Raw genomic sequence first — 16,797 nt, 5'->3', positions numbered from 1 at the left:
AACGAGTACATAACCCTTGTTGACGGCTCGTGTCAGCCAACTCTAGCAAGGGACAAGAAGCCATGGCGGCTCAGCTCAAGCTCATCGAGGAAGGTAAGATCAAGGACATGGATCGTCAGAAGGCGCTCGACGCGGCCCTTGCACAGATTGACCGTGCGTTCGGCAAGGGATCGGCCATGCGGCTTGGTTCCAAGGAAGCGATGCAGGTGGAGGCGATCTCCACCGGTTCGCTCGGGCTCGACATCGCGCTGGGCGTGGGCGGCTTGCCGCGCGGCCGCGTGATCGAGGTTTACGGACCGGAAAGCTCAGGGAAAACCACGCTCGCGCTGCATGTGATTGCCCAGGCACAGAAGACCGGCGGCACCGCTGCGTTCATCGATGCCGAGCACGCGCTCGATCCGGTCTATGCCAAGAAGCTGGGCGTCGACATCGACAACCTGATCGTCTCGCAGCCCGACACGGGTGAACAGGCGCTCGAGATCACCGACACGCTGGTCCGGTCAAACGCGATCGACGTGCTGGTGGTGGACTCAGTGGCCGCGCTGGTGCCCCGTGCGGAAATCGAGGGCGAGATGGGCGACAGCCACGTCGGCCTGCAGGCCCGCCTGATGAGCCAGTCGCTGCGCAAGCTGACCGGTTCTATCAGCCGCTCGCGCTGCATGGTGATTTTCATCAACCAGCTGCGAATGAAGATCGGCGTGATGTACGGCAATCCCGAGACGACGACGGGCGGCAACGCGCTCAAGTTCTACGCCTCGGTCCGCCTCGACATCCGCCGCACCGGGCAGATCAAGGATCGTGACGAGATCGTTGGCAACGCCACGCGCGTCAAGGTCGTCAAGAACAAGGTCGCCCCGCCGTTCAAGCAGGTCGAGTTCGACATCATGTATGGCGAGGGCATCTCCAAGATCGGCGAGATCCTCGATCTGGGCGTCAAGGCCGGCATCGTCGAGAAGTCGGGCGCGTGGTTCAGCTACGACTCGATCCGCATCGGCCAGGGGCGTGAGAACGCCAAGAACTTCCTGCGCGAGAATCCCGAGATTTGCGACCGGTTGGAAGCTGCGATTCGCGGCCGCACCGATCAGGTTGCCGAAGGTCTGATGGTTGGTCCGGACGCGGACGACGACATCTGATCTTCAAGGCGGCGGGCAGCCTCCACCCACCGGCGCAAGCCGGGCCCGCCAGCCAGACAAAGAGCCCGCGCGTTCCCCGGCAGGATCGCGCGGGCTTTTTGTTTGCGCGTCGGAACTTGCGGATTAACCTTCCGCTTAAACCGTTCGGAGAATCGCCATGGGAATCATTGTCCATCATCTCAACAACAGCCGCTCGCAACGGATTCTCTGGCTGCTCGAGGAACTGGGCGTCGACTACGAGATCCGCCATTACCAGCGCGATGCGGTGACCAATCTTGCACCGCCGGAACTGAAGGCGGTGCACCCCTTGGGCAAATCGCCGCTGCTCGAGATCGACGGGCGCGTGATCGAGGAGTCCGGCGCGATCGTGCAGGTGCTGTGCGAGCGCTATGGCAAGGGCAACTGGCTGCCTGCGGAAGGCTCGGATGACGCGCTGCGCCATCTCGAACTGATGCACTTTGCCGAAGGGTCGGCGATGACGCCGGTTCTGCTGCAGATTTACGCCTCCCGTCTCGGCGAGGCCGCCGCGCCGCTCAAGCCGCGCATCGATGAACAGCTGGCAGCGCACTTCGGCTACATGGAGCAGATCCTGCGCCCCTCGGGCCACTTCATCGGTGATGGCTGGACCGGCGCCGACGTCATGCTCAGCTTCCCCGCCGAGATTGCCGTGATGCAGGGAGCGGGCGCCCACTTCCCCAAGCTCGCGGCCTTTGTCGCGGCCGTTCATGCGCGGCCGGCGTGGCAGCGGGCACGGGCCAAGGGTGGCGACTATTTCGGGATGTGAGCGATGACGGGTGCAAGCGAATGGCAGGGGACCGTCGGACGGAGCTGGGCGGAGGAATGGCGCAGAACCGACGTCAGCTTTTCCGGACTGACGCCGCGGCTGTTACAGGCCATCGGCGCCGAGGCCGGAGAGACGGTCGTCGACATCGGATGCGGCGCGGGGGAGGTGTCCATGGCCGTTGCCCGTGCCAGGCCTGCGGCAACCGTGACCGGCGTCGATATCTCGGCGGACCTTGTCGAAACAGCGCGTGGCCGGAACGACCTGCCGAACCTGTCGTTCGAAGTGGCCGACGCCTCGCAATGGCGACCGGCGACAAAGCCCGACCTCTATGTCTCCCGCCACGGCGTGATGTTCTTTCCCGATCCGCCTGCTGCTTTCGCCCATCTTGCCGCCATCGCCGCGCCCCGCGCCCGGATGGTGTTCTCGTGCTTTCGCAAGGCGGCGGAGAATGACTGGGCGGCGGCGATCGCAGGCCTGCTGCCCCGCTCGGATGGTCCACCACCAACGCCCGGTGCGCCGGGGCCGTTCGCTTTCGCGCTGCCCGATCACGTGCGCCGGTGCCTCAAGGGGTGGCGTGACGTGGAGTTCACGCCGGTCGACTTCCGCTACATTGCAGGTCGAGGGCCCGATGCAGTGGGGGAGGCGATGGCGCTGTTCCGCCGAATCGGCCCGGCGGCGGCTGCGCTGCGCACCCTGCCCGAGACGGAGCGGGATGGCGTGGCACGGCGCCTGCGCGAACTCGTTGAATCGCGGGTAGACGGGGACGAGGTGGCCTTCCCGGCGGCGGCGTGGCTGGTTAGCGCCACGTCCGATCACAATGATGGATGAAACGTGCTTGTAGCGCGCCGAACGCTCGCCTAATCGGCCTTTCATGACTTCGACGAACGAAATCCGCCGCTCCTTCCTCGAATACTTCGGCTCGCAGGGGCACGACGTGGTGCAGTCCGCGCCGCTGGTGCCCTATAACGACCCGACGCTGATGTTCACGAACGCCGGAATGGTGCCGTTCAAGAACGTGTTCACCGGTCTGGAGACGCGCGCGACCCCACGCGCCACCTCGTCGCAGAAGTGCGTCCGTGCGGGCGGCAAGCACAACGATCTCGACAATGTCGGCTACACCGCGCGGCATCACACATTCTTCGAGATGCTCGGCAACTTCTCGTTCGGCGATTACTTCAAGGAGCAGGCGATCACACATGCGTGGACGCTGCTGACGCGCGAATGGGGCCTGCCCAAGGACAAGCTGCTCGCCACGGTCTACCACACCGACGACGAGGCGTTCGAGCTGTGGAAGAAGATTGCGGGCCTGCCGGAAGACCGCATCATCCGGATCGCAACGAAGGACAACTTCTGGGCGATGGGCGATGACGGCCCGTGCGGTCCCTGCTCGGAAATCTTCTTCGACCACGGCGATCACATCTGGGGTGGCCCTCCGGGATCGCCGGAAGAGGATGGCGACCGCTTCATCGAGATCTGGAACCTCGTGTTCATGCAGTTCGAGCAGACTGCGGGCGAGATCACCGGCAGCCTGCCCCGCCCAAGCATCGACACCGGCATGGGCCTTGAGCGTATCGCCGCGGTGCTGCAGGGCGAGCACGACAACTACGACACCGACACCTTCAAGGCGCTGATCGCAGCGTCCGAAAGCCTGACCTCGGTCAAGGCCGAAGGCGAGCAGCGCGCCAGCCATCGCGTGATTGCCGATCACTTGCGGTCGACCAGCTTCCTGCTGGCCGATGGCGTGCTGCCTTCGAACGAAGGGCGCGGCTACGTTCTTCGTCGCATCATGCGCCGCGCGATGCGTCATGCCCACCTGCTCGGCGCGAAGGACCCGCTGATGCACCGCTTGGTGCCCGCGCTGGTTGCCGAGATGGGCGCTGCCTATCCGGAACTCGGCCGTGCGCAGCCGCTGATCGAGGAAACCCTGCTGCGCGAGGAAGTGCAGTTCCGCCGCACGCTGTCGAACGGCATCAAGCTGCTCGACGAAGCGACCGCCGCGCTGGGCGAGGGCGATGCACTGCCGGGCGAGACCGCGTTCAAGCTCTACGACACCTACGGCTTCCCGTACGACCTGACCGAGGACGCCCTGCGCGCGCGCGGCATCGCCGTGGACCGCGAGGGCTTCGATGCGGCGATGGCGCAGCAGAAGGCGGCAGCGCGCGCGGCTTGGAAGGGTTCCGGCCAGGCTGCGGACAGCGAAGTGTGGTTCGACATTGCCGAACGCGTCGGTGCGACCGAGTTCACCGGCTACACTGCCACCACCGGCGAGGCGCAGGTCGTCGCGCTGGTCAAGGATGGCAAGGAAGTCGAGAGTGCCGCTGCGGGCGATGATGTTACCGTGATCGTCAACCAGACGCCGTTCTACGGCGAAAGCGGCGGCCAGACCGGCGACGCAGGGACGATCACCGGTGCCGATGGCCTCAAGCTGGCGGTGAGCGACACCGCCAAGCCGCTTGGCCGCCTGCACGCGCACAATGCCAAGGTCGAGGCCGGGGCGATCAAGGTTGGTGACGTGGTGAAGCTCGATATCGATGTCGAACGCCGCGACGCGATCCGTGCCAATCACTCGGCCACGCACCTGCTGCACGCGGCGCTGCGGAACCGGCTTGGCGGTCACGTGACGCAGAAGGGCTCGCTGGTTGCGGCCGACCGGCTGCGCTTCGACTTCTCGCAGCCGACTGCGCTGACGGCGGAGGACATCGCCGCGATCGAGGCGGAAGTGAACGCCGAAATCCGCGCTAACGAAGCGGTGACGACGCGCCTGATGAGCCCCGACGATGCGATCGAGGCGGGCGCGATGGCGCTGTTCGGCGAGAAGTATGGTGACGAAGTGCGCGTGCTGTCGATGGGCCGCGCGACCGACAAGCACTACTCGGTCGAACTGTGCGGCGGCACCCACGTGCGCGCATTGGGCGATATCGGCGTGTTCCGCATCGTCAGCGAAAGCGCGGTCTCTTCGGGCGTGCGCCGCATCGAGGCGCTGACCGGCGAGGGTGCGCGGCAGTGGTTCGTGGCGCGCGAAGAAGCGCTCAAGCACACTGCAGCGATCCTGCGCACGACGCCGGAAGACGTCGAGGCACGTGTCTCAGCGCTGATGGAAGAGCGCAAGAAGCTCGAACGCGAACTGGCCGAGGCGAAGAAGGCGCTGGCGCTCGGCGGCGGTGGGGCAAAGGCCGAGAACGCCGACGAGGAAGTCGGCGGCGTGAAGTTCTCAGGGCAAGTGCTCGACGGGCTGGATCCCAAGGAACTGCGCGGGCTGCTCGATCAGGCCAAGCAGCGTCTCGGTTCGGGCGTGGCGGTGATCGTGGCGGTGAACGAAGGCAAGGCCTCGATTGCCGCGGCGGTGACCGAGGATCTGGCCGGAAAGGTCAGCGCGGTCGATCTGGTGCGCGCGGGCGTCGAAGCGCTGGGCGGCAAGGGTGGCGGTGGCCGTCCGGACATGGCGCAGGGGGGAGGTCCGGACGGCGCCAAGGCTGCCGATGCCATTGCTGCGGCGAAGGCCGTCCTCGCCGCCTGACGCTTACTGCCTGCGACCGCTCGTGCCGCGCGTTTCCGGTTCGGAGCCGCGCGGCAGGTCCTTTTCGCGCATTGTCGCGTCGGTTTGTTGCGGCTTGCTGATCGGACCCTTGTTCGGCTGATCGTCCTGCGTGGCCGGGTTAAGATCGGGCTTGTTGGTGCGGTGGGTCATCGTTGCTCTCCTTGGCGGCTTAACGCCGGAGAGACCGCGCCGTTGCGGCCTGTCAGGCAGAGCGTTCGCGCAATGAGCCGGACTTCAGGCGCGGTTTTTCCTCGAGGCCACCTTCTTCCATGATCTGTTCGCGGAACTCGTCGCGCTTTTCGTGGATCGAGGCGATGACGAGACCCATCGGGAAGCCGAGATCGACCAGCACGGCTTCGGACAGCTGTAGCGAGCTTTCCAGCGTCTCGGGCACGGCGTGGCTGGCGCCGGCCTTGTAGAGTTCGGCAGCGTGGGCGGCGTCGCGGGCGCGGACGATGATCGGCAGGTCCGGGTGGGTGGCCCGCAACTTCTTGACCATGCGCAGGATCAGGACGGGTTCGTCCATGGTCAGGATCATGGCCTTGGCATCGTCGAGACCGAGGCGGGCGATCGCCGCTTCGCTGTCGACATTGCCGAACAGGACGGGACGGCCTTCCTGGCGCGCGCTTTTGACGATGCGCGGGTCGCTGTCGATGCCGAGCCAAGGCGCACCGTGGACGGTGAGCATGTCTGCTACCAGACGCCCGACACGGCCGAAGCCCATCACGACGACGCGTTCGCCCTCAGGTTCTTCCACGGGCACTGCCTGTCCAGCGTCGGCGGACGTCTTGGCGACGCGCTGGCCCCAGGTTTCACCGAGCTTGGCCAGCAGCGGCGTGATGGTCAGGCCGATGGCCGTGACGATCTGCCAGAACTGCGCGGTCTCGCGGTTGATCAGCGAGGCCTCGGCGGCGGTGGTCAGCACGATCAGCGTGGTTTCCGAGGGGCTGGCCATGAGGATGCCGGCCTCCAGCGCCGTGGCGCGTTCCTTGCCCATGGCGCGCAGGGCGAACATGGTGACGAGCGCCTTGAGCACAACGACGCCGATCACGGCGAGGGCCAGCGGGCCGATCTGCGCCCAGACAACGCGCAAGTCGATGCCCATGCCGATGGTGATCAGGAAGACACCGAGGGCGAGACCCTTGAACGGCTTGGTGATCGATTCGACCTCGGTGTGGTACTCGGTCTCGGCGATGAGCAGGCCCGCCAGCAGTGCGCCCATGATCGGCGACAGGCCGACGAGCGAGGTGGAGAGCGCGGCGGCGATGACCACCAGCATGGTTGCGGCGAGGAACAGTTCCGGGCTCTTGGTCTGCGCCGCCTGTGCGAAGAGGCGGGGCAGGAGCAACCGTCCGCCGACGAGCAGGACGGCAACGACGATGCCGCCATAGAGCAGCGTCTCGCCAAGCGTCGGGCCATCGGAGTGCGCGGCGACCGGACCCATCGCGCCGAGGATGAAGATGATCGGGACGAGGGCGATGTCCTCGAAAAGCAGCATCGAGAGCGCGGCGCGTCCGACCGGACCGTGGGTGCCGGCGATCGGCAGGACCAGCGCGGTGGAGGACAAGGCGAGGGCGAGGCCAAGGCCGAACGCACCGCTTATCTGCAGGCCGGTGAAAAGCAGGACGCCCGAAAGCAGGAACGCCGAGACGCCGAGTTCCATTGCGCCGAGGCCGAACACCAAGCGGCGCATGTCCCACAGGCGGTTGAACGAGAGTTCGAGGCCGATCTCGAACAGCAGCAGGATGATACCGAATTCCGCAAAGGGCGCGATCGCTGCGGGATCTGATATCGTGATGTGGTAGAGCCACGGGTACTGCGGCACCAGCGAGCCGAGGCCGAACGGGCCCACGACAAGGCCCACCAGAATGAAGCCGATGATCGGGGTGATGCGGAACCGGGCGAAGGCCGGGATGACGATGCCGGCGGCACCGAGGATTACGAGAGCATCGGAAAGTGCGGTAGTCGGTTCGAGATTGCCTGCCATTCCCAAAGGTTAGGGGAGGGGGGCAGTGGTGTCACCCGTTTCCGCGTGTCGAACTGTTGTTTAAACCACGGCGCCCCTACGACTTCGTCATTGCGAGCGAAGCGAAGCAATCCAGAGCGGTTTGCGGTGACGCTCTGGATTGCTTCGTCGACTGCGTCTCCTCGCAATGACGATGGCAGGGCTGCGCTGCGCAAGACACATTCACCAAAGCAAAGGCGATTATATACCTTGCAAACACGGTCGGATTCTGGCATAAACTCCCCATAAGGAGTTAAGCCAGTGTCCGTTCTCTCGAAGCCCTATTTCCACAGCGAAGAAGCCGCTTTTGCCTATCTGGAAAGCGTCGTGTGGGCTGACGGAACGGCTTGCCCGCACTGTGGCGGCGTTGACCGTATCACCAAGGTCAAGGCGAACCCTGCAAAGCGCATCCGTGAAGGTCTGTGGCGCTGTGGCGACTGCAAGAAGCAGTTCACTGTCAAGGTGGGCACTGTGTTCGAACACATGCGCCTTCCGCTCCACAAGGCTTTGCAGGCCGTCTATCTCATGACCAGCAGCAAGAAGGGCATCAGCGCCCACCAGCTGCACCGCGTTCTTGAGATTACCTACAAGTCGGCTTGGTTCCTCGCCCACCGTATCCGCGAAGCCATGCGTGACGGCGATCTGTCCGCATTCGGTGGCAACGGCGGTATCGTTGAAGTGGATGAGACTTTCATCGGCAAGCTGAAGGGCGTCGAAAAGAAGCGCGCCTTCCATCACAAGATGAAGGTTCTCGCACTGGTTGACCGTGACAGCGGCAAGGCTCGCACGATGGTTATCGACAACGTGAAAGCTGAAACCCTCATGCCTATCGTGATTGCCAACGTGTCGCGTGAAGCCCGCATCATGACTGACGAACACAGCGGCTATCGTGACGCTGGCAAGTGGTTTGCCGGTCATGGCACCACCAGCCACGGCAAGGGCGAATACGTGAACCTTCAGGATCGCACGATCCACAGCAACACCGTTGAAGGCTATTTCAGCATCTTCAAGCGCGGCATGAAGGGCATCTATCAGCACTGCGGCGAACAGCACCTGCATCGCTACCTTGCCGAGTATGAGTTCCGCTACAACAACCGTGAAGCGCTGGGCTGCAACGATAAGGATCGCGCTGGGAATGCTCTGCGTGGCATCGTCGGCAAGCGCCTCACCTATGGGGGGCCTGTTGCGGCAAACTGACTCTCGTTTGAGTCAGGTGGATGCGGTTCAGCTTGAGTTCGTATTTGATCGGTATAAGTAGGAGTTGGCCCCCGTAGTCCGAATACGGCCAGAGCGCCCGTGACGCAGTTTTCTGCGGATAGGCTACGGGGTAACCTTATCAACTCCCGCTAAAGTTCCAGACGGTCAGCTTTCGGGCGTTGATATGTGTGTCCGTGTGCCATGCTGGATGGCCTGATTTTTTGAGAATGTGGTCTGCAAGAGGGCCTTTCTCAGTCTTTTGCACAAAGCCATTTCTCTTGGCCGCGATGCCGCCGAGTATCACGTCTGCCATCTGAATGATGCCAGATGCATGTGAAGGCATTGACTGCAGGCTGCGGACGCAATTGGGACGCGTTTTATACTGATGGTAAGCCTTAGCGCACAGTTCGTTGCGCATCTCGCAAATATCCTTGGAGTCGCTTCCACCATCGAGGCGCACATGGATATGCCTGGTCTTCCCGTAGAACCGCGCAGGCCGGTGCAGGAGAAGTTGGAAATACATCCTGTTCACGCTTGTGTCGCGGTTCTGACCGGGCTTGGCTTTGTGCCGATACCCTTTGAACGGAGCGATGATCACATGAAATGCCGCATTGCCGTTCGTGACCAGTTCGAAGGCATAATCCACCAATGCCTCATAGCCAGTGCGGCTTGCCCCACCAGAGTATTCGGACCAGTGGAACTCACTCACACCGGCTAATTGCCGCAGTGTAGCGACTTTCTGCTCAATTTCCTGTATGCGATGCGACGAGACCGCAAAACCGCCTGCAACCATGAAATCATGGCCTTTGCTGCTAGCATCGCCGAAAAATGTGACAGGTGGTTGCAATGGATCGGAGACAATAATCGCCATGGGTAAGCAAACAGCAGATGCCAATACCAAGAGTCAACTCGACAAGTTCAAGGACGCAGCCCGCGAACTTGAAGCCGACGAGGATGAAGCCCGGTGGGAAGCGCGGCTAAAGAATGTCGCGAAGCACAAGCCCGCGCCGGAGACACCCGCCGACTCTTGAGGTATCATTCTACCTGTGGTATTATGATACCGCTATGCTAGATGATCGTAACGCGCTCTCTGAGCCATTCGACGGCGGGGCTTTGAATGCGGCGGAACTGGCCGCGCATAGTCGTTTCCAACACTACGACGCCATCGTCGTCGTCAATTGCGCCGATGCTAAAAAGACGGTCAAGGATTTGAGAGGCGCTGAGAGGCGTCTCAACAATCCAGTGTGACAAAAGGGGTTTGCACCAATCGGTCGCAGTCCGAAGGGCGTCACCAATGCGCTTATACGCCTCTTCGCTTTCGTTGCCACGAAGGTCGTAACTTACAACATACCAAGCCATTTCCGATAATCTCCGAATCGCTACTGGTCCGGAGAGTATCGTTCACGAAGCGTTCTTCAGCGAGTCCGCAGGCCGGTTTTTCCACCGTGTTTGCAATCTATACAATCGCCAAAGCAAAAGGGCCCCGGTGTGAACCGGAGCCCCCTGCTTGTTCGGTGGAAGATCCGGTGCTTACGCCCAGTTCTTCATTTCCGCTTCGAGGTTCTCGACGATGGCTTCGAAGAACTTCTCGGTGGTCATCCATGCCTGATCGGGGCCGATCAGCAGCGCGAGGTCCTTGGTCATCTTGCCGCTTTCGACGGTTTCGATGCAGACGCGCTCGAGCGTTTCGGCAAACTTCACGACTTCCGGGGTCTCGTCGAACTTGCCGCGGTACATGAGGCCGCGGGTCCATGCGAAGATCGAGGCGATCGGGTTGGTCGAGGTCTGCTTGCCCTGCTGGTGCTGGCGATAGTGACGGGTCACGGTGCCGTGGGCAGCTTCGGCCTCGATGGTCTTGCCGTCGGGCGACATCAGGACCGAGGTCATCAGGCCGAGCGAGCCGAAGCCCTGAGCGACGGTGTCGGACTGCACGTCACCGTCGTAGTTCTTGCAGGCCCAGACGAACTTGCCCGACCACTTGAGCGCCGAGGCGACCATGTCGTCGATCAGGCGGTGTTCGTAGCTGATGCCGGCGGCGGCGAACTTTTCCTTGAAGCCTTCGGTGTCGAACACTTCCTGGAACAGGTCCTTGAAGCGACCGTCGTAGGCCTTCATGATCGTGTTCTTGGTCGACAGGTAGACCGGCCAGCCCAGCGACAGCCCGTAGTTGAACGAAGCGCGCGCGAAGTCGCGGATCGAATCGTCGAGGTTGTACATCGCCATGGCGACGCCGCCCGAGGGGTAGTTGAACACTTCGCGGTCGATCGTCTCGCCGTTGTCGCCTTCCCAGACAAGGCGCAGCTTGCCGGGGCCGGGGACGACGAAATCGGTGGCGCGGTACTGGTCGCCGAAGGCGTGGCGGCCGACGACGATCGGGTCGGTCCAGCCCGGAACCAGGCGGGGCACGTTCTGGATCACGATCGGCTCGCGGAACACGACGCCGCCGAGGATGTTGCGGATCGTGCCGTTGGGCGACTTCCACATCGACTTGAGGTTGAATTCCTCGACGCGCTGCTCGTCAGGGGTGATCGTGGCGCACTTCACGCCGACGCCATACTGCTTGATCGCGTTGGCGGAATCGATTGTGATCTGGTCGTCGGTCTCGTCGCGCTTCTGGACCGAGAGGTCGTAGTACTTGAGGTCGATGTCGAGATAGGGAAGGATCAGGCGCTCGCGGATCCATTCCCAGATGATCCGGGTCATTTCGTCGCCGTCGAGTTCGACGACCGGGTTCTTCACCTTGATCTTCGCCATGTCCGTCCTGTCTTTCAAGCTGGGGAGAGAAATTGCGCTTTCCCTTAGCAGAGGCTTTTCGCGGCGCAAGGCGATGGGGCGATTCGCGCAATTTTTGCGAGGCGGCACTGGACATCGGCAGGTGCGCAATGCAGATATTTAAGTGACCGGTTAAAGCCGGGCGGAATTCCAGTTGGAGAGATGCAATGAGCGAGGCTGAAGTCCTTACAGAAGTCGATGGCAACGTGCTGATCGTCACGATCAACCGGCCCGATGCGAAGAACGCGATGAACAAGGCAGCGGCCGAGGGAATTTCGGCGGCGATGGACCGGCTCGATGCCGAGGCTGATCTGCGCTGCGCCATCCTTACCGGCGCGGGCGGCACGTTCTGCTCGGGCATGGATCTCAAGGGCTTCCTGCGCGGCGAATCGCCCTCGATTCCGGGGCGTGGCTTTGGCGGGCTGTCGGAATGGACGCCGAAGAAGCCGATCATCGCGGCTGTTGACGGTTACGCGCTGGCAGGCGGCATGGAACTGGCGCTGTCTTGCGACCTGATCGTGGCGAGTGCTTCTTCGAAGTTCGGCATTCCCGAAGCCAAGCGCGGCCTGGCGGCGGCGGCCGGCGGCCTGATCAAGCTGCCGCGCCAGATTCCGCCGCGCATCGCGATGGAACTGGCGCTGACCGGTGACTTCATCAGTGCCCAGCGCGCTTATGAACTCGGCTTCATCAACCAGATCGTCGAGGGTCCGTCGCTGGATGCGGCCAAGGCTCTGGCGGCGAAGGTTGCCGAGAACGGCCCGCTCGCACTGATCGCATCGAAGGGCATCATCCGCGATTCGCACGAATGGACCGAGGAAGAGATGTGGAAGAAGCAGCAGGCCTATATCGCCCCGGTGTTCACATCGAGCGACGCGCGCGAAGGCGCCGCTGCCTTTGCCGAGAAGCGCAAGCCGAACTGGCAGGGCAAGTAAACTGGAGCGGGCGGGGGCGCAGGTCGCTCCCGCCTCGCCCTACTGCTCAGGCAACAAAAAACCCCGCCAGTGGCGGGGTTTCTTATGCGATGGTGGGCGTAGCAAGGATTGAACTTGCGACCCCTACGATGTCAACATAGTGCTCTACCACTGAGCTATACGCCCGCACCATCTGCTTCCCCGAGCCCTGCGGCGAGCCGCTGTTTGCGTCGGGAAGCGCGCCATTAGCCCCCGGTCCGATTCATGGCAAGGGGGAAATTGAACTCCCTGTTGTCAGCGGCTCCCTGCGAACTGGGCATCCTCGAAAACGCGCTCCACTTCGAGCACGAGGTCCTTGAGATGGAAGGGCTTCGACAGGACACGCGCCTGCGGGGCCTCGCGATTTGCCTTGAGCGTGACGGCCGCAAAGCCGGTGATGAACATGACCTTCGTGCCCGGACTGATCTCGCTGCAACGCTGGGCGAGTTCGATGCCGTCCATCTCGGGCATGACGATGTCGGAGAGGAGCAGGTCGAAGTGCTCGCGCTCGAGCAGCGGGATCGCGGCGGTGCCACGATCGACGGCGGCTACGGAGTACCCTGCGTTCTCGAGCGCGCGGGTGAGATAGGTGCGCATCGCCTCTTCGTCTTCGGCGAGCAGGATCCGGATCATGGGCAACCTGTGTCTGTTCTGGGCTTCGGGAAGAGCCTTATACCCTTGGTCGGGTTAACAATCTGCCGACCTGGCCCGGTAACGATCGTCGCGCCGGTGACGTTCCGCGCCGTTCCGCTTCGCGCCGGACAGGAAGCGCCCGCCCTTGTCCGACGTTGCTTTGACTTGCATGCGAATCAGTTGCAGGTTTGCAGACATGCAGGATGACGGTGAGCACCACGGCGATTCGACGTCGGCGCAGGGGGGATCGGTTCCCGGCAATCCCGGCGTGCCGGCCTACAGCCTGACGACCACTGAACCCTCGCCGATCCCGGTGGTGATCGCCGTGCCCCATGCCGGGCGAGCCTATGCCAAATCGCTGCTCGACCGCATGCGCCACCCGGCTTTCGCGGCGCCCCGGCTGGAAGATCGCTACGCCGACCTGCTGGGGCAGGCGGTTTCGCGGCAGACCGGTGCGGCCCTGCTTGTCGCCCATGCGCCGCGCGCGATGCTGGATCTCAACCGGGCAAGCGATGACGTGGACTGGGAAATGGTCGGCGGCCCTCCGGCCGATGCCTCAGCCGCGCCGAGCGGCTTTGGCCGACGCGCGCGCAGCGGCCTTGGCCTCGTTCCGCGCCGGCTTCCCGGGCTGGGCGAACTGTGGAAGCGCAGGCTGGACCACAGCGAACTGGCCGAACGGATCAGCGCCATTCACCAGCCTTATCATGCCGCGCTCGGCACAACGCTCGAATCGATCCGCGACCGCTGGGGTGCGGCGCTGCTGATCGATCTGCACTCGATGCCGCCACTGGCTGCGCGGTCTCCGGGCGAACGTGCGCCGGAATTCGTGGTTGGCGACCGCTTCGGCGCTTCGTGCGACGGTGGCATCGTCGCCTCGGCCTTCGGCTTTTTCACCGAATCGGCGCGTCGTGTGGCCCACAATCGCCCCTATGCCGGCGGCTATGTTCTCGAACGCCACGCCCGCCGGGCAGAGGGACTGCACTGCATGCAGCTCGAGATTGACCGGACATGCTATCTCGACGCCCGCATGGCCGAGCCGGGGCCGGGCTTTGACGCGACGGTGGAGTTGCTGATCGGTCTGGTGCGCCGACTCGCCGTGGACGTGGCTGATATCGGCCGGACGTCCGACCGGGGCCGCTGGCGCGCGGCTGCCGAATAGCCCGCCAAGCTTCCGCAAACCCAAGAAAAAACCACCTGGAGCAAGCTCCAGGTGGCCAAGGTTCAGGGAGGAGGTGCACGTGAGTGCACCAGTTACGCCGGGCCATGAGGGGAGCCGCAACGCAACGATCTCAAGATAGGTGAGGGGATTAACCCCTGCAAGGCCTTTCGAGTGATTTTTGCAACACCCCAAGAAAAAACGCGACGAGCCGTTAGGTCTGCCGCGTTTTTCTGTTGACGTGTTGCCCGATTGCTCGGGCTTTGTGTCAGAATATTTACAGGATCACTCGGCCGGAATGGCAATTGCCGGGATCGGGCCTTTGCCGAGCTGAACCTGCGCACCGAAGATCTGGCTGATCAGCTCGAGCGAGAACAGGTGCGCATAGAGCAGCGGCAGAAGCCCGCTCTGCGCCCAGCCACGCAGCACGTCGCCGCGCACGTCACGCAGCTTTTCCTGATTGACCATCTGGAAGCCGCGGTAGACGAACGGCTGGTCATTGCCCTGCTGCTGGATGGCGACTTCGCCTTCCATGAGCAGGTCATGCTTCTTCAGCTCGTCGATGAAAGCCTGCGTGCGCTGACCGGCCTGTTCGAACTGCTCGCAGAAGCCAAGCGCGGCCTGCGTCGCTTCCGAAGGCTGGCCGTCGGTGAACAGCTCCTGCCCGTCAACCGAATCGCCGAGCAGGCCGGCGGACGGATCGAAGCACAGCGAAAGCTCTTCGCTGTTCGGGTTCAGCTTGGCGAGAAGGAACGGATAGCGGCGAACATAGGCCGGAATGTAGATCGGCTGGGTGACCTTGCCTTCTTCATCAACGAAGACATTGACGCCTTCGTTGAGGCCCATCAGTGCCAGCGGAACCGGATTGTCGCCCGAGGCGAAGATGATCGGATAATGGCGCGCAGCCTGAGGAAATTCCTCTGCCGTCAAAGGGATAGCGTGCTGACCGATGAGCCAGGGAGCCGCATCCGCGTTCTTGGCCTTCCACGTTGCATGGTCGCGGCTATTGAGCGGCATCAGATCGTTGTAGAACATCGGCAGGTTCGCTTGCGGCGCGCTGGCCATTGTGCATCTCTCCAAGAATCAGAACGTTCGCGCGGGCAAAACTCACTCTGGCCGCGACTTTGCGGGAATGGCGGTTCTTAGGGGCTGGCAGAAGGCCGCGCAAGCCGCGTCAGACAAGCTTTCCGGGGTTTAGCAGGCCTTTCGGATCCAGCGCCTGCTTGATCGCGCGCATGGTGGCGAGCATGGCCGGGTCGGCGAGTCGGGCGAGTTCATCGCGCTTGAGCCGCCCGATGCCGTGCTCGGCGGAGATCGAGCCGCCCCAGGCCGTTACCATGTCATGCACTTGCGCGCTGATCGCCTTGCCGTCTCCGGATTCCCATTCCGCGCGATCGGCACCTTCCGGCGCGATGACGTGGAAATGCACGTTGCCATCGCCGAGGTGTCCGAAACACACCGCGCGCGTGCCTGGCCAGTCGGCTTCGAGCCGGGGGACAGCAGCTTCGACGAAGGCCGGCATCTTCTCGACCGGGACGGAAATGTCATGCTGCATCGCCGGACCGAGGGCGCGCTCGGCGGGCGAGATGGTCTCGCGGATCAACCACAGGCGTTCGGCCTGGTCCTCGCTGGCGGCAATCGTGGCATCGGCAATCAGTCCGCGCTCGAAAGCGCTGGCGAGCAGTCTTTCGGCAATGTCCGGCAGTCTGTCAGCCGTCTCCGCATCGTCGGTGACCAGTTCGATCAGCGCGTGCCAGACATGCGGCCCGGCCAGCGGCGCGCGGGTATCGGGGAGATAGGCCTGCACCGCTTCAAGGCTGTGCTGGGGCAGGACCTCGAAGCCTTCGACCAGACCCGGCGCCATGTCTTCGGCCAGAAGCAGCAGGCTGCGCGCATCGTGGAGCGATGCCGTGCCTGCCCACATCACGCTGCGGCCCGCGATGCCCGGTGACAGGCGCAGCGTTGCAGCGGTGACGATGCCGAGCGTGCCTTCCGATCCGATCAGGACCTGCTTGAGGTCGAAGCCGCGGTTGTCCTTCTTGAGCGGGGTCAGCAGATCGAGCACCGAGCCGTCGGCCAGGACCGCCTCGATTCCCAGAACCAGCGCGCGCATTGAGCCATGGCGCAGCACTTGCGTACCACCGGCGTTTGTCGAGACCAGCCCGCCGATCGTGGCCGAACCCTTGCCGCCCAGCGTCAGAGGAAAGCGCAGGCCCTCCTTCTCCGCCGCTTCGTGCAGCACCTGCAGGATCACGCCGGCCTCGCAAGTTGCGGTGCGTCCGGCGACGTCGAGTGCGGTGATCCGGTTCATGCGGCGCAGCGACAGGACGATCTCGCGGCCTGTCTCGAAAGGCGTCGCCCCGCCGGACATGCCGCTGTTGCCGCCTTGCGGCACGATCGGCACGCCATGGCGCGCGCACAGCCTGACGAGGCCGGACACTTCCTCGGTGCTTGCCGGCGAGGCCAGCGCGAGGGCTGCGCCGGTATAGCGGCCGCGCCAGTCGGTCAGCCATGCGGCCATGTCGTCGGGATCGGTCGTCAGTCCCTTGGGCCCGAGCAGACGGGCCGCTTCTACAAGAAACGCTTCGCTCATCATCGCATCGGCTATTGCGACCCTGCCGAGAGGGCA

Annotated in this window: 16 protein-coding genes and 1 tRNA gene; 9 read left to right on the top strand and 8 right to left on the bottom strand. The window is 63.5% G+C overall.

Annotated features, from left to right (window positions below; translation table 11 throughout):
* The first annotated feature begins 62 nt into the window (after window positions 1–62).
* The 4 genes from recA to alaS all read left to right on the top strand — a co-directional run bounded on the left by recA (window position 63) and on the right by alaS (window position 5,434).
* A complete protein-coding gene (recA, locus tag I2488_RS17305; RefSeq protein WP_196277052.1) occupies window positions 63–1,133 on the top strand; it encodes a recombinase RecA in 1,071 nt (356 codons plus the stop codon).
* 157 nt (window positions 1,134–1,290) lie between these two features.
* Window positions 1,291–1,917, top strand: a complete 627-nt coding sequence (locus I2488_RS17300) for a glutathione S-transferase family protein (protein WP_196277051.1) — start codon at window positions 1,291–1,293, stop codon at window positions 1,915–1,917.
* Between the two features lie 3 nt (window positions 1,918–1,920).
* Entirely contained in the window at window positions 1,921–2,745 is an 825-nt protein-coding gene (locus tag I2488_RS17295; RefSeq protein WP_196277050.1) for a class I SAM-dependent methyltransferase, read from the top strand.
* A gap of 43 nt (window positions 2,746–2,788) precedes the next feature.
* Entirely contained in the window at window positions 2,789–5,434 is a 2,646-nt protein-coding gene (gene alaS, locus I2488_RS17290) for an alanine--tRNA ligase (protein WP_196277049.1), read from the top strand.
* A gap of 3 nt (window positions 5,435–5,437) precedes the next feature.
* On the opposite strand, the gene I2488_RS17285 is transcribed toward alaS, so the two are convergent.
* Entirely contained in the window at window positions 5,438–5,605 is a 168-nt protein-coding gene (locus I2488_RS17285; RefSeq protein ID WP_196277048.1) for a hypothetical protein, read from the bottom strand.
* A gap of 52 nt (window positions 5,606–5,657) precedes the next feature.
* On the bottom strand, window positions 5,658–7,442 hold the full coding sequence (locus I2488_RS17280) for a cation:proton antiporter domain-containing protein (RefSeq protein WP_196277047.1): 1,785 nt from the start codon (window positions 7,440–7,442) through the stop codon (window positions 5,658–5,660).
* A gap of 279 nt (window positions 7,443–7,721) precedes the next feature.
* On the opposite strand from I2488_RS17280, the gene I2488_RS17275 reads away from it, so the two are divergent.
* Entirely contained in the window at window positions 7,722–8,657 is a 936-nt protein-coding gene (locus I2488_RS17275; protein WP_196277046.1) for an IS1595 family transposase, read from the top strand.
* Window positions 8,658–8,796: 139 nt separating this feature from the next.
* Here I2488_RS17275 and I2488_RS17270 read toward each other — a convergent pair whose 3' ends face one another.
* Window positions 8,797–9,528: a DUF3800 domain-containing protein gene (locus tag I2488_RS17270; RefSeq protein ID WP_196277045.1), complete on the bottom strand. Its 732-nt coding sequence runs from the start codon at window positions 9,526–9,528 to the stop codon at window positions 8,797–8,799.
* On the opposite strand from I2488_RS17270, the gene I2488_RS17265 reads away from it, so the two are divergent.
* Both I2488_RS17265 and I2488_RS17260 read left to right on the top strand, forming a co-directional pair.
* Complete coding sequence (locus tag I2488_RS17265) at window positions 9,527–9,688, top strand: hypothetical protein (protein WP_196277044.1); 162 nt, start codon at window positions 9,527–9,529, stop codon at window positions 9,686–9,688. The genes I2488_RS17270 and I2488_RS17265 overlap by 2 nt on opposite strands.
* Before the next feature lie 34 nt (window positions 9,689–9,722).
* Window positions 9,723–9,905, top strand: a complete 183-nt coding sequence (locus I2488_RS17260) for a hypothetical protein (RefSeq protein ID WP_196277043.1) — start codon at window positions 9,723–9,725, stop codon at window positions 9,903–9,905.
* A gap of 282 nt (window positions 9,906–10,187) precedes the next feature.
* On the opposite strand, the gene I2488_RS17255 is transcribed toward I2488_RS17260, so the two are convergent.
* Window positions 10,188–11,411, bottom strand: a complete 1,224-nt coding sequence (locus I2488_RS17255) for an NADP-dependent isocitrate dehydrogenase (RefSeq protein WP_196277042.1) — start codon at window positions 11,409–11,411, stop codon at window positions 10,188–10,190.
* Between the two features lie 185 nt (window positions 11,412–11,596).
* Here I2488_RS17255 and I2488_RS17250 point away from each other — a divergent pair, with 185 nt between their 5' ends.
* Window positions 11,597–12,361 (top strand): crotonase/enoyl-CoA hydratase family protein, encoded by a 765-nt coding sequence (locus I2488_RS17250; RefSeq protein ID WP_196277041.1) that lies wholly within the window; start codon window positions 11,597–11,599, stop codon window positions 12,359–12,361.
* Window positions 12,362–12,451: 90 nt separating this feature from the next.
* Here the strand turns inward: I2488_RS17250 and I2488_RS17245 are convergent.
* Together I2488_RS17245 and cpdR are read right to left on the bottom strand one after the other, a co-directional pair.
* A tRNA-Val gene (locus tag I2488_RS17245) sits at window positions 12,452–12,526 on the bottom strand.
* Between the two features lie 108 nt (window positions 12,527–12,634).
* Entirely contained in the window at window positions 12,635–13,012 is a 378-nt protein-coding gene (cpdR, locus tag I2488_RS17240; RefSeq protein WP_196277040.1) for a cell cycle two-component system response regulator CpdR, read from the bottom strand.
* 196 nt (window positions 13,013–13,208) lie between these two features.
* Between cpdR and I2488_RS17235 the strand changes: the two genes are divergently transcribed.
* Window positions 13,209–14,171, top strand: coding sequence for an N-formylglutamate amidohydrolase (locus I2488_RS17235; protein ID WP_196277039.1), 963 nt, complete (start codon window positions 13,209–13,211; stop codon window positions 14,169–14,171).
* Between the two features lie 282 nt (window positions 14,172–14,453).
* Here the strand turns inward: I2488_RS17235 and I2488_RS17230 are convergent, their stop codons facing one another.
* Window positions 14,454–15,233: a SapC family protein gene (locus tag I2488_RS17230; RefSeq protein ID WP_196277038.1), complete on the bottom strand. Its 780-nt coding sequence runs from the start codon at window positions 15,231–15,233 to the stop codon at window positions 14,454–14,456.
* Between the two features lie 109 nt (window positions 15,234–15,342).
* Window positions 15,343–16,761, bottom strand: coding sequence for an FAD-binding oxidoreductase (locus tag I2488_RS17225; protein ID WP_196277037.1), 1,419 nt, complete (start codon window positions 16,759–16,761; stop codon window positions 15,343–15,345).
* Window positions 16,762–16,797: the final 36 nt, after the last annotated feature.

Origin of the sequence: Novosphingobium jiangmenense (assembly GCF_015694345.1) — a bacterium.
In the GTDB taxonomy this organism is placed as follows: Bacteria; Pseudomonadota; Alphaproteobacteria; order Sphingomonadales; family Sphingomonadaceae; genus Novosphingobium; species Novosphingobium jiangmenense.
Note: the sequence above shows the minus strand (reverse complement) of the source record. Positions and strands in the feature narration are given on the sequence as shown.

Bases quoted from the DNA above. Each gene is read 5' to 3' on its own strand.
- I2488_RS17225 (WP_196277037.1), bottom strand. From the start codon at position 16,761: ATGAGCGAAGCGTTTCTTGTAGAAGCGGCCCGTCTGCTCGGGCCCAAG.
- recA (WP_196277052.1), top strand. From the start codon at position 63: ATGGCGGCTCAGCTCAAGCTCATCGAGGAAGGTAAGATCAAGGACATG.
- I2488_RS17255 (WP_196277042.1), bottom strand. From the start codon at position 11,411: ATGGCGAAGATCAAGGTGAAGAACCCGGTCGTCGAACTCGACGGCGAC.
- I2488_RS17235 (WP_196277039.1), top strand. From the start codon at position 13,209: ATGCAGGATGACGGTGAGCACCACGGCGATTCGACGTCGGCGCAGGGG.
- I2488_RS17270 (WP_196277045.1), bottom strand. From the start codon at position 9,528: ATGGCGATTATTGTCTCCGATCCATTGCAACCACCTGTCACATTTTTC.
- I2488_RS17230 (WP_196277038.1), bottom strand. From the start codon at position 15,233: ATGGCCAGCGCGCCGCAAGCGAACCTGCCGATGTTCTACAACGATCTG.
- I2488_RS17300 (WP_196277051.1), top strand. From the start codon at position 1,291: ATGGGAATCATTGTCCATCATCTCAACAACAGCCGCTCGCAACGGATT.
- alaS (WP_196277049.1), top strand. From the start codon at position 2,789: ATGACTTCGACGAACGAAATCCGCCGCTCCTTCCTCGAATACTTCGGC.
- I2488_RS17295 (WP_196277050.1), top strand. From the start codon at position 1,921: ATGACGGGTGCAAGCGAATGGCAGGGGACCGTCGGACGGAGCTGGGCG.
- I2488_RS17285 (WP_196277048.1), bottom strand. From the start codon at position 5,605: ATGACCCACCGCACCAACAAGCCCGATCTTAACCCGGCCACGCAGGAC.
- I2488_RS17265 (WP_196277044.1), top strand. From the start codon at position 9,527: ATGGGTAAGCAAACAGCAGATGCCAATACCAAGAGTCAACTCGACAAG.
- I2488_RS17250 (WP_196277041.1), top strand. From the start codon at position 11,597: ATGAGCGAGGCTGAAGTCCTTACAGAAGTCGATGGCAACGTGCTGATC.
- I2488_RS17260 (WP_196277043.1), top strand. From the start codon at position 9,723: ATGCTAGATGATCGTAACGCGCTCTCTGAGCCATTCGACGGCGGGGCT.
- I2488_RS17280 (WP_196277047.1), bottom strand. From the start codon at position 7,442: ATGGCAGGCAATCTCGAACCGACTACCGCACTTTCCGATGCTCTCGTA.
- cpdR (WP_196277040.1), bottom strand. From the start codon at position 13,012: ATGATCCGGATCCTGCTCGCCGAAGACGAAGAGGCGATGCGCACCTAT.